This is a genomic window from Enterobacter sp. SECR19-1250 (genome assembly GCF_013391025.1).
Lineage (GTDB): Bacteria > Pseudomonadota > Gammaproteobacteria > Enterobacterales > Enterobacteriaceae > Enterobacter > Enterobacter cloacae.
In genome coordinates, this window is the sequence record NZ_JACASJ010000023.1 from 45,635 (window position 1) to 55,107 (window position 9,473).

Here is a 9,473-nt window from a genome sequence, read left to right on the forward strand (position 1 = left end):
GGTGAATGAAACGCTGTTTTTTACCTCAATGGCGTAAGTATAGTCAATCTCTGTTTACAAAATCGCCAAATCAGATTCATTCACCGCCGGATTTACCCTTCTTTGACCTCAACTTACGAGGACAGTTTCCCTTGCTGGCCAAAATGTCTGGCCCCGTTCCGCCATCTGCAATAATTCGTCACAGGGTGTAAACCGGGGACCATACTGCGTGGCAAGACGTTGCAGAATCGCAACCACTTCACCCGCTCCGAGGGTGTCCATGTAACGGAACGGGCCGCCAAGGAACGGCGGGAAACCAATACCAAATACGGCGCCAATATCGCCATCGCGTGCGCTTTTAATCACCTGCTCGCCAAAACAGCGTGCGGCTTCATTAAGCATCATCATCACACAGCGTTCAGCACACTGAACGGCAGACAGTTTCGCCTGTCCGGTTGTTGGGATAAGCCCATAGACCGAAGGGTCGACCTGTTTCTTGCTTTTACGCCCTTTTGCACCGTAAAGATAGAAACCGCGTTCATTTTTTCTGCCTTTGCGATCGTCCTTCAAAATTGCAGAAACAATGTTTGTAGGCGGGCTAAAACGCTCGCCGTATGCGGCCTCCAGCACAGGTATAATTTTAGTGCCGGTGTCTATTCCTACCTCATCCAAAAGTTGGATTGGCCCAACGGGGAAACCAAACTTGACCAGCGCCTCGTCGACGTGTTCGATCTTCTCCCCTTCCACCAGCAGGCGCATCGCTTCGTTGATATACGGCGCCAGAATTCGGTTGACGTAGAAACCCGCTTTATCTGCCACGACGATCGGGGTTTTGCCCTGCTTTTTCGCCAGTTTCACTACCGTAGAGACAGTCTGCGGACTGGTTGACGCGTGTGGAATAACTTCAACCAACGGCATTTTTTCAACCGGACTAAAAAAGTGCAGGCCAATCACCTGCTCAGGACGCGCGGCTTTCGCTGCGATATCACCGATCGGTAATGAAGAGGTATTCGAGGCGAAAATCGTGTGCGGTGCACAATGTTGCTCAACGTCCGCAACCATCTGCTGCTTAAGCGCCAGATCTTCAAATACCGCTTCAATCACCAGATCGCGATGGGCAAAACCACGGTAGTCCGTAGTGCCGCTGATCATGGCCACGGTTTTATCCCGCTCGCTTGCCTTGATATGGCGGCGTTTAACCTTCCGATCAAGGTTCTGCCAGCTGTACTGCAGCGCGTGGTTAATCCCTTTCGGGTTGATGTCTTTGATACGAACGGGCAATTTGGCTTTGCTGGCTGTGACAAACGCAATACCACCGCCCATCAGTCCGCCCCCGAGAACGCCAACGGCGTTGAGCGGCGCAGGTTCAGCGTCACTACCCGGATCTTTTTTAACGTCAATGCTGGCAAAGAAGATGCTGCGCAACGCCTGCGATTGCGGCGTCATCGCCAGTTCACCAAAGGCTTTTGCCTCCGCGGCATAACCGCTGCTGCTGCCCTGCGACAACCCGGTTTCAATCACCTCAAGAATGCGCTTCGCCGCCGGATAGTTGCCTTTGGTCTTTTGTTCGGTTTTCTTGCCCACCATGCTAAACAGCAGCGCCCGCCCCAGCGGCCCGGCCAGGACGCGCTCACGCACCGGCAGAACACGTGTTGCCTGACGTCCCTCCAGCGCCAGCTCTACGGCGGCTTCCAGCAAAATAGAATGCGGAACGACGTCATCAACCAGCCCCGCTTTCAGCGCCTGACGGGCGCGCAGCTGTTTGCCGGTTAAGATCATTTCCAGCGCTGTACTAACGCCAACCAGCCGCGGCAGACGCTGCGTTCCACCGGAGCCGGGAAGCAGCCCAAGCTGTACTTCCGGCAACCCAAGAACGGTTTTCGCGTCGTCAGTACAAATACGACTGTGACAGGCCAGCGCCAGCTCCAGCCCACCGCCCAGGCATGCACCGTGGATCGCGGCGATCGCCGGGATCGGCAGCGAGTGGATCTCCGCCATCACCTGCTGCCCCTGGCGCGCCAGATCTTCCGCCTCCTGCGCGCTTTGCACCCGGGCGATCATGTTGATATCGGCCCCGGCAATAAAGTTGTCTGGCTTTGCCGAGATAAACACCAGGCCGCGAATCGCTTTGTTCTCGCGGATCTGCTTTAACATCTCGCGCACCTGAACGCCAAATTCCGCCTTCAGGGTATTCATCTTTTCGTCGGGGACATCAATGGTAATCACAGCCACGTTATCGAGGCGAACCGTCAGATTAAATGCAGATGCCATTGCCATTATTCAGCCTCCAGAACCATTGCTGCCCCAAGACCGCCCGCCGCGCAGGCGGTGACGAGGCCAAAACCGCCGCCACGGCGACGTAACTCATGTAATGTTTGGGTGATCATCCTCGCCCCCGTCGCCGCAAACGGATGACCGTAGGCGATAGAGCCGCCCAGTACGTTAAATTTGCTTTGATCCACTTCTCCGGTGGCATGGGCGCGGCCAAGCACATCGCGAGCAAAACGTTCGCTGGCCAGTAGCTGGACGTTGGCCAGGGTTTGTGCGGCAAAGGCCTCGTGCATATCAATCAGCGTTAAATCAGCGAGGGTCAACCCTGCGCGATCCAGTGCCAGCGGCGTGGACCAGGCCGGGCCTAACAGCATGTCCTGCCAGACGTCGATCGCCGTGAACGCGTAGCTGCGCAGATAACCGAGCGGGGTAAGGCCAAGCTCTTTGGCTCGCGATTCGGTCATCAGGATCACCGCGGCAGCACCATCCGTCAGCGGAGTACTGTTGGCGGCCGTAACGGTGCCGTGTTTGCGGTCGAATGCCGGACGCAGTCTGGCGTAGTCCGCCAGCGTCGAAGTGCCACGAATGTTGTTATCTTCCACCAGCGGTTCGCGGTAAGGCGGGATATACGCGGTCATCACCTCGTCGTTCAGCTTGCCTTCCGACCAGGCTTTCGCCGCCAACTGATGGGAACGGTGAGCCAGCGCATCCTGCTGCTCCCGGGTAATGCCGTAGGTTTTGGCCATCTGCTCGGCGGTGTCGCCCATGCGCAGGCCGGTGGAGTATTCAGCCACCGCAGGTGGAACAGGCATCAGGTCACGAAGGCGTAAACGCGAGAAGAGCTTGAGTTTTTGCCCGGTGGTGCGCGCTTTATTTGCATCCACCAGAATGCGGGCCAGCTTTTTACTGACCCCTATCGGCAGCACGGAGGATGAGTCTGCCCCGCCGGCGATCCCGGCGCGGATGGTGCCCGCCATCAGGCTTTCGGCCACGTTTGCCACCGCCTGAAAGCTGGTTGCACACGCACGGCTGACGCTGTAAGCATCCGTATGCACGTTCATTCCGGTGCCAAGGACAATTTCTCGTGCAATGTTGGGAGCTTCTGGCATCTGAACAACCTGGCCAAAAACCAGCTGCTCAATGACATCAGGCGGTATTTCGCTGCGAGCCAGCATCTCCCCCACCACCATTTTCCCCAGATCGACGGCCGGTATGCCGTGAAACGCTGTCGCCTGACGCGCAAACGGCGTACGCAATCCACTGACAATGGCAATGCGGTCACCTTGTCGGGTGATAAGCGGTAATGCCTGACTCATAACATTCCCCTGTAAAAATTTTGCAAACATAAAGTGGTCTGACCTGATAAATAGTCTTAACCATTTTTTTACATTCAGCCAATTGGGGAAACGAAAAAATGCGAACTAAAACACAGAGAAGAAAAAAGAAAATGCCCCGAGGTAAAAACAGAACGGTAACCCAGAGGTTACCGTTTTGAGTGTTTGCACCCTCACCCGTAGGAGAGGGCATCAGGCCGCGGAGATTAACGCAGACCGAGTTGGAAAATCAGCGTTTCAGCTTCGCAGGCGAAGACAAAGTCGATATCCAGCTTCACGCCGCCGTCCACTTCCGTGAAGGTGGACTTGATTTCACACGGATCGGATTCTACGTCGCGCGCGCGCTTGCTCAGCGCCGCCAGGGTTTCTTCCGCTTCGGCACGGTTGGTGAACACGCGGCTGTAAGAGGCGGTGCAATCGGAGTTGTCCATGATGGTACCAACATCCATACAGCAGCAAACCGGGGTTTCATCAGCACTGCATTTACTCATATCTCAATTTCCTCTGTATTCGCGCAGGACGCGAGACAAACACGATGCTGATATTTTACGCCCCGATGCAGACGCTCTCCAGCCGTTAATGGCGCAAAACGGGATAAGTGACCAATATCACACTAAAAAATGATCTAAAACAAAATTCGCCCTTTTGGATGAGTCGTGATGGTCACATTTTTGCCAACCAGATCTCGTTTCAAGAAACATGTTTGAAAATATTAATAAACAAACTTGCAACATTCTAGCTGGTCAGACCTATACTCTGGCCACTGGTCTGATTTGTAAGTCATACCTCAGACCCTACACTTCGCGCTCCTGTTACGGTATGTAACAATTATTGAATAAAAATAACTCAATGAGGTTATGGTCATGAGCCAGAAAACCCTGTTCAACAAGACTGCGCTGGCAGTCGCAGTGGCAATCGTCTCTACGTCCGCCTGGTCAGCGGGCTTCCAGTTAAACGAATTTTCTTCCTCTGGCCTTGGCCGTGCGTATTCCGGGGAAGGTGCAATTGCTGATGATGCAGGTAACGCCAGTCGTAACCCTGCGCTGATCATGATGTTTGATCGCCCAACGTTCTCAGCGGGCGCCATCTTTGTTGATCCGGGTGTGGATATTACGGGCCGTTCCCCGAGCGGAGCCAGCCTGAATTCCGATAACATCGCACCAACGGCATGGGTGCCAAATCTGCACTTCGTTGCGCCAATCAACGACCAGTTTGGCTGGGGTGCATCCGTAACCTCTAACTATGGTTTAGCGACCGAGTTTAATAACGACTACGCAGCAGGAGCCTATGGCGGTAAGACCGACCTTGAGACTCTGAACCTGAACCTGAGCGGTGCTTACCGTCTGAACAGTAACTGGAGCTTCGGCGTTGGCTTTGATGCCGTTTATGCTAAAGCGAAAATCGAACGTTACGCGGGCGATCTCGGCAAAATCGTTGCGGGCTCCGGCGCACTGCCGCCGCCTCTGGCACAACAGGTTGCAGGGATCCCGGCAGACACCCAGATCGCGTATCTGAAGGGTGACGAGTGGGGCTTTGGCTGGAACGCCGGTATCCTTTATGAACTCGATAAAAACAACCGTTACGGTTTCACCTACCGTTCCGAAGTGAAAATCGACTTTGACGGCGACTACAAGAGCAGCCTGCCTTCTGCTTATAACCAGATCCTCGGCACCTTCGGCCTGCCAATGGGCACCGATGGCCGTACCACTGGCGGTTCTCTGAGTCTGCACTTACCGGAAATGTGGGAATTGTCCGGTTATAACCGCGTGGCACCACAGTGGGCGATTCACTATAGCCTGACCTACACCAGCTGGAGCCAGTTCCAGGAGCTGAAAGCGACCAACAGCAAAGGCGACACGCTGTTCTATAAAGATGAAAGCTTCCGTGATGCCTACCGCATCGCACTGGGTACCACCTACTATATGGATGACAACTGGACGTTCCGTACCGGTATTGCCTTCGATGATAGCCCGGTTCCGGCTGACAAACGTTCTATCTCCATTCCGGATCAGGACCGCTTCTGGCTGAGCGCCGGTGCGACCTATGCATTCAACAAAGATGCCTCTGTCGATGCGGGTGTTTCGTATATGCACGGTCAAAAAGTCAGCTTCAAGGAAGGTCCGTATGAGTTCTCTTCCGAAGGTAAAGCCTGGCTTTATGGCCTGAACTTCAACTACGCGTTCTAATTCGCGCAGGGATCAAAAAAGGTGAGCATCGCTCACCTTTTTTATTTATTCCGAATCGATATCTTTTAATTCGTTCTCGATTGCCTTCGCGTTTGGATTCTCTTCCGGCTTCAGCTTGCCACCATTGGCAATAAAGTCATGATTCTGGAAGTAAGCTTCACGCACCATGATGTATGGATCGGAAGACTGACGCAGCAGACCGTCGGAATCGAGCAGTTGCGCACGTGTTTCAATCCCTTCTACCGTCCATTTACCAATCGACAGCGGCCAGGTCAGCCACGAAAGAACCGGATACAGCGTATCCACCATATCACCGCCATCATCACGCACGGTAAAGCTGCCATAGAACGGCAGATGAACGTACGGGCCGTAACCGACGCCATAATGACCCAGCGTACTCCCGAAGCGGTGCGGCTGTTCACGCTGCAGTTTCGGGTTCGCCATGCCGGCGACATCGATAAAGCCCCCCATCCCCAGCAGGGAGTTCAGGAAGAAGCGAGTAAAGTGCACCATCCCCTGATACGGATCGCCTTGCAGGAAGTAGTTGACCATCACCGCTGGCTCTTCAAGGTTACTGGTGAAATTGCTCAACCCGTTACGCGCAGGCTGGGGAACATAATCACGCCATGCAACCGCCACCGGGCGAACCACATACGGATCCAGCACGTTATAGTTGAAGCTATACATTGAGCGGTTAAATCCTTCGAGAGGATCGGAGCGTCCCGTTTGCTCCCCGGAGCTGGCGCAGCCCACAAGCATCGTCGCGCCCAGCGCAAGCGCCGACAGCCGAAGTTTCATAAAATTCTCTCTGTTCAGTATGGCTATCGTTGATTGCCATCCGTAACGGAGCATTTGATGCTCCGTCTGTAAACGTGCAAGTGATTGTATCAGCACGTTTACCGATGTCTATGAGCACAATTACGGGCAGTAACCACCGTCACTCTGATCTCAGCATAGCCTGGCTTTTAGAATTCGTTTCGCTGGCAATTTTATAATGGCTTTGAATGAGATGTCTCACCTTTGTTGCCATTACCCTCACTTTAAGAGCATCCCCACGGGCATTTTGTTAAAAGCCGCTACGCTTAAAAGAAAGAACACCCAACTGGAGCGGTTATGAAAGACGTGGGCGAAGAGAAAATTGGCGAGAGCAATGAAGAACTTGAAATTGAGAGCGAGGAAAAAGAGCGCGGTGAAAAGATAGAAATTGATGAAGATCGCCTTCCCTCCCGCGCGATGGCGATCCATGAACATATCCGTCAGGATGGGGAAAAGGAGATGGAGCGCGATGCCATGGCCCTGCTGTGGTCCGCTATCGCGGCCGGCCTCTCGATGGGGGCATCGCTACTTGCAAAGGGCATTTTCCATGTGCAGCTTGAAGGTGTACCCGGTGGCTTTTTGCTGGAGAACCTGGGCTACACCTTCGGCTTTATCATCGTCATTATGGCTCGCCAGCAGCTTTTTACTGAAAACACGGTCACCGCCGTTCTGCCGGTCATGCAAAACCCGACCCTGGGTAACTTTGGCTTACTGATGCGTCTGTGGAGCGTGGTCCTGCTGGGCAACCTTATCGGCACAGGTATCGCCGCCTGGGCGTTTGAATATATGCCGATATTTGATGAACCCACCCGGGATGCGTTTGTGAAAATCGGAATGGATGTGATGAAAAACACGCCCATGGAGATGTTCTCTAACGCCATTATCTCTGGCTGGATTATCGCGACAATGGTCTGGATGTTCCCGTCCGCAGGCAGCGCCAAAATTGTGGTAATCATATTAATGACGTGGCTGATTGCGCTGGCCGACACCACCCATATCGTGGTGGGTACTGTAGAAATCCTCTATCTGGTGTTTAACGGCACGCTTCACTGGACCGATTTCTTCTGGCCATTTGCACTACCCACGCTTGCGGGCAACATCTGCGGCGGAACCTTTATTTTTGCGCTGTTGAGTCATGCCCAGATCCGTAACGACATGTCTAATAAGCGTAAAGCCGAGCTGAAAGCGCAGGAAAATGATGAAAAATCGGCAAATAAATCGGCCTGAATGGTGACTCTTTGAGCAGTCGGGCGGCAATGCGCTTAACGCAAAGTGTAAATAACGGTATACTCGTGCCGCCTCGTCCCCTTAGTTAAATGGATATAACGAGCCCCTCCTAAGGGCTAGTTGCAGGTTCGATTCCTGCAGGGGACACCAGATATAACTCTCCTGATGTCTACCGAATTCAATAAAAACCTTTTATAATCAGCCATAACCCCTCTTCTCAGGCTATGCGACGTCAACTGAAGTCTACCCATATCTACGTGAATCAATAAACGTTTGGGGGCCTAAGTGGGGGCTTATCCTGTTCAACGGAAAATGAGGCCCCCAAATGCCACTGAATGCTCGTCAGGTCGAGACTGCAAAGCCCAGAGATAAAGCCTATAAACTCGCTGATGGCGGAGGGCTCTATCTCATGGTCAATACTAACGGTTCAAAGTACTGGCGAATGAAGTATCGATTTGCCGGTAAAGAGAAAAAACTCTCGTTCGGAACCTATCCTGACATCTCACTTGCGGAAGCCCGCACTAAGCGCGATGAAGCGAGAAAAACATTGGCAAATGATAAAGATCCCGGTGAAGTTAAAAAAGCCGAACTACTTGCCCAAAAACTATCGGTTACGAATACTTTTGAAGCGATAGCGGTTGAGTGGTACAACGCAAAAGTTTCTGGCTGGTCAAAAAACTACGCTGACTATGTTAACCGGGCCTTCAAAAACAATGTATTTCCCTTTGTTGGATCGCAGCCGGTTAATGAGATAAAGCCACTGGAGCTTCTGTCTGTATTGCAGCGTATGGAAAAGCGAGGTGCGCCGGAGCTTGCCAGTAAAGTGCGCCAACGTTGTAGCGAAGTGTTCCGTTACGCTATTGTTACTGGCCGAGCCGAGTACAACCCTGCGGCTGATCTTGGTAGTGCTTTACAGGGGTACGAGAAACAACATTATCCCTTTCTTACTGCTGCTGAGCTACCCGAGTTTTTACAAAAGCTTTCACAATACACCGGCAGTCTAGTAACGCTTCTGGCGACCCGACTACTCATGCTTACGGGCTTACGAACCGTCGAATTACGTATGGCAGAATGGAGTGAAATCGACTTCGAAAACCATATCTGGGAAATACCGAAAAGTAGAATGAAGATGAGGCGACCCCACATAGTGCCCCTTTCTGCTCAATCCTTAGCAGCACTTCGGCAACTAAAGCAATTGACCGGTACTTACCAGTTTATCTTTGCAGGTCGAAACGATGTTAATAAACCAATGAGCGAAGCCAGCATCAATATGGTTATTAAAAGGATTGGTTACGATAAGAGAGCAACCGGACATGGTTTTCGTCACACCATGAGCACAATCTTGCATGAGGAAGGATTCAACACTGCTTGGATTGAGACCCAGCTCGCGCATGTGGACAAGAACGCGATTCGCGGGACCTATAACCATGCGCAGTATCTTGAAGGGAGGAAAGAGATGATGCAGTGGTATGGGGACTATTTGGATGGATTGCGATTGGATGGAAACGTTGCCAGAGTTAGTTAATGAAGAGCCGATTCGAGTTCGGCCTTCGCACCAACAGTATGTAAATAGACCTCAACTGAGGTCTTTTTTTATGCCTAAAATGAATCGCCACGGGTTTAACAGACACCTCAGAGTCATTTAAGATGGCTTAAAGAG

General features: G+C 52.5%; 7 protein-coding genes and 1 tRNA gene. 4 read left to right on the plus strand and 4 right to left on the minus strand.

Annotation, left to right across the window (positions count from 1 at the left end; translation table 11 throughout):
- Window positions 1-108: 108 nt before the first annotated feature.
- The 3 genes from fadJ to HX884_RS08630 form a co-directional block, all read right to left on the minus strand.
- Window positions 109-2,256 (minus strand): fatty acid oxidation complex subunit alpha FadJ, encoded by a 2,148-nt coding sequence (fadJ, locus tag HX884_RS08620; protein WP_178327984.1) that lies wholly within the window; start codon window positions 2,254-2,256, stop codon window positions 109-111.
- Entirely contained in the window at window positions 2,256-3,566 is a 1,311-nt protein-coding gene (fadI, locus tag HX884_RS08625) for an acetyl-CoA C-acyltransferase FadI (RefSeq protein WP_045903402.1), read from the minus strand. The genes fadJ and fadI overlap by 1 nt, the downstream gene beginning before the upstream one ends.
- 224 nt (window positions 3,567-3,790) lie before the next feature.
- On the minus strand, window positions 3,791-4,075 hold the full coding sequence (locus HX884_RS08630; protein WP_014832805.1) for a YfcZ/YiiS family protein: 285 nt from the start codon (window positions 4,073-4,075) through the stop codon (window positions 3,791-3,793).
- 372 nt (window positions 4,076-4,447) lie between these two features.
- On the opposite strand from HX884_RS08630, the gene fadL reads away from it, so the two are divergent.
- Window positions 4,448-5,770 carry a long-chain fatty acid transporter FadL gene (gene fadL / locus HX884_RS08635; protein WP_014832806.1) on the plus strand — a complete coding sequence of 441 codons (1,323 nt, stop codon included), beginning with the start codon at window positions 4,448-4,450 and terminating at the stop codon, window positions 5,768-5,770.
- A 45-nt stretch (window positions 5,771-5,815) separates the two neighbouring features.
- Here the strand turns inward: fadL and mlaA are convergent, their stop codons facing one another.
- The gene (gene mlaA / locus HX884_RS08640) at window positions 5,816-6,568 is read right to left on the minus strand and encodes a phospholipid-binding lipoprotein MlaA (protein WP_013098159.1); all 753 of its coding nucleotides are present in this window, start codon (window positions 6,566-6,568) and stop codon (window positions 5,816-5,818) included.
- Window positions 6,569-6,883: 315 nt separating this feature from the next.
- Between mlaA and HX884_RS08645 the strand changes: the two genes are divergently transcribed.
- The 3 genes from HX884_RS08645 to HX884_RS08655 all read left to right on the plus strand — a co-directional run bounded on the left by HX884_RS08645 (window position 6,884) and on the right by HX884_RS08655 (window position 9,338).
- On the plus strand, window positions 6,884-7,813 hold the full coding sequence (locus tag HX884_RS08645; protein ID WP_178327985.1) for a formate/nitrite transporter family protein: 930 nt from the start codon (window positions 6,884-6,886) through the stop codon (window positions 7,811-7,813).
- Between the two features lie 75 nt (window positions 7,814-7,888).
- A tRNA-Arg gene (locus HX884_RS08650) sits at window positions 7,889-7,963 on the plus strand.
- Window positions 7,964-8,138: 175 nt separating this feature from the next.
- Window positions 8,139-9,338 carry a tyrosine-type recombinase/integrase gene (locus tag HX884_RS08655; protein WP_007851503.1) on the plus strand — a complete coding sequence of 400 codons (1,200 nt, stop codon included), beginning with the start codon at window positions 8,139-8,141 and terminating at the stop codon, window positions 9,336-9,338.
- Window positions 9,339-9,473: the final 135 nt, after the last annotated feature.